Below are 2,650 nucleotides of genomic sequence, written 5' to 3' on the forward strand. Positions count from 1 at the left end.
TTCCAATTCTTTGCTTGTCTTTTGGCTCACAAACTCTTTGTATAGCGCCGCTTTATCCGTTGGATCAATATCCGTTCCTGCCGTTACAGCAGAGTTAAACATCTTTTCTGATTCAATCTTTGGCATGACTACTAGCGCACAAATTTGCTCTACACCACCAATTTCAACCAGTGATACTTGCTCAACTTGGCTCTTTTGAATTGAAGTATTAGTTATTTGCTTAGCGATTTGCTCAAAAGATGTGCCAGAGGTTTGACCGTCAACTGAGCTATCAATTTTTTGATAGTTCTTCTCTAACACACTGACTTTAATATCAAGGTTTTGCGCAAGCGTGTTACGTGCTAGAGAGATAGCGTGGTTACGATCAACAGAAAAGTTACCTGACGCCGTAACACAGTTTGACGCTGCAAAGCCATTCGCTGAAGTTGGGTTTAGTACCCAGCTAGGCACATTGCTGCCTTTGTTGGTTTCCACTTTCGCCGTGTTTTCAGAACCACTTTGACTCGCACAGCCAGATAAGATCACTGCGCTGATTGCAGCGGTAAGAATTTGATATTTCATCTTCAATTCCTTTTAGATAATTGAGTTGGACTGCGCATGATAGGTTTTCATTCTATCGTTGACCTTTTTGAGATATTTGCGAGTCTCGTTATAAGGTAAGTTCTTGATAAGGTGCTCATATACTTCATCAGAACTCATGGTATTGATTTTCTTAATCGCACTAGAAACACGTCGCTCACCAAATGCTTTGGCCACATTACCTGACCCGGTGTTGTAAGCCGCGATCACACTGTAAGTCGCACTTTGTGGGTCTTTAATGCCTTTTAGGTATCGACTCTGAAGAATTTTTAGATACGCCGTGCCAGTTTCGATATTCAAATTGGGATCGTATAAGTCATTCGCTTTCATCGGCTTATCTTTACCGCGATATAGCTTATTCACGTCATGACCAGCGGTTGTCGGCACGATTTGCATCAGCCCATATGCGGGCACATGAGATTTTGCTTTCGGGTTGAAATGCGACTCTTCGTGCATGATTGCCAAAACAAGTGCAGGCGGTAATTCTCGCTTTGCACTTTCTTGTTGAATCGCAGGAAGGTACTGATTGGCGCGGTTCGCCAGTGATGATTTTGGAATCTTGACCTTATACTCAACAATCTTTTTAGGCTGTTGCTTTAGCTGCTTTTCTTGCAGAGCTAATTCTTGCTTCACAGCAGCAATGCGTTTTTCTTCCAGCTTCACCATTTGTTGTTTTTGCTGAACAATCACTTGCTCTTGCTTTTGTTCACTTAACACCGCACTTTTCTCAGCAGCAAAGATGTCAAGTTGACTCATTTGGCGCTCAGTTTGCGCCTCAATCTCTTTCTTCACCTCTTCGAAAGTCTTTGGTTCTACTTTAATTTCCTCAACGAAAACCATTGTGGGCTCAGCTTTTTTAGGTTGAGTTACACCAACTTCTTCAAACACCTTGGCGTTTTTCTCGATAACGGCATTGACGACTTCAGCTTCAACAACTGGAGCTTCGGCTTTTTCTTCTTCCGCAGGCGGTAAGTAGCTAACCGTAATCTCACCTTTCTCCAAATCAACGACGGTTCGTGCGTTATGTTGTTCGTCATAAACCACTACCACATCCGGAGAAGGTATTTTGGTGTCACCCCATTTTTGAATAGAGGCTTTCTGTTTTTTGTCCCAGTCCGCTAAGTAAGCTTGCTGCCATTGATTGAACTCTTGAATTTGGGCGGCATACCATTGCTCAAACTCATCCGTATCATCAGCGGTTAATTGTTCGATTTCTTGGTCCAGTTCAGCAAAAGGATCATTTGCAAAACTTGGTTGCATCACAATTAGGTTTAACAACGCAGCCAGTGCGCAATATTTCAATTTCATAAATTGAGTTACCGTAATTTGTTAAATCAGAAATAAGAAGACAGATCTCCGACACTCTCAGCTTGTTGCTCAAACATTTGATCTTCAATGTCTATCACCAAACGCTCGCATTCTTTGCTTGAGCACTGCTTTGCGATGAACAAGCTTTCCTCAAGTTCTCCTTGCTCAAACTGCCATTGAGCTAGCCAGTGCTTGATTTCACTGTTGGAAATTGCGGAAACATCGACATACTGCTGATAGTAATTTTCAGCTTTGGTCACGTCTGATTGAGATAAGAGCAAGGTGACTAAACCTGCGGCATCCATTGCAACGCTAGGTTCTTTGATGATCAACGGTAATATCGGCTTGATGTGCTGGTACTGCTTGGTTGAGTAATACGCAATGGCATAGTTCAGCGCTGTGGTTTGGAGATTGGTTTTGTAGCCAGTATCATTCACCATAGCACTACACTGAGCTTGGTTCTTACTCAGTGAAGAAAACTGAATATTGGTCAGTTCGTAAGTTAGACTCGCAAAAGGCCACGAATCTAAAGTTTCACGAATGAAACCACCTTCAAGCAACTTGTCTTCGTATTTTTTGCGAAGCTCTAAACCGAGCCCTTTACGACACAATGACTTCATTTGTTTCGTGGTCAGTTCATGCTGTCTTTTCACTTCAACTGACACTTCTGAATCACTGGTTTTAAGCTCATAATCTGTGCCGTTGAACGACCAAGAATGAGAGTCGGAAGCAAAAACTGGTAGACCTAAAAGGCCTACCAGAA

The 2,650-nt window shown here is 42.5% G+C and carries 3 protein-coding genes; all 3 read right to left on the minus strand.

Going from position 1 to position 2,650, the window contains the following annotated elements; translation table 11 throughout:
• The coding region (locus AC4MRV_RS21170) for a hypothetical protein (protein WP_491189268.1) at positions 1-561 on the minus strand (561 nt) is incomplete at its 3' end.
• 12 nt (positions 562-573) lie between these two features.
• Positions 574-1,887 (minus strand): transglycosylase SLT domain-containing protein, encoded by a 1,314-nt coding sequence (locus AC4MRV_RS21175; RefSeq protein WP_009697138.1) that lies wholly within the window; start codon positions 1,885-1,887, stop codon positions 574-576.
• 26 nt (positions 1,888-1,913) lie between these two features.
• Positions 1,914-2,648 carry a hypothetical protein gene (locus AC4MRV_RS21180; RefSeq protein ID WP_491189269.1) on the minus strand — a complete coding sequence of 245 codons (735 nt, stop codon included), beginning with the start codon at positions 2,646-2,648 and terminating at the stop codon, positions 1,914-1,916.
• Between the last annotated feature and the right edge of the window lie 2 nt (positions 2,649-2,650).

It is taken from the genome of Vibrio sp. (assembly GCF_984391705.1).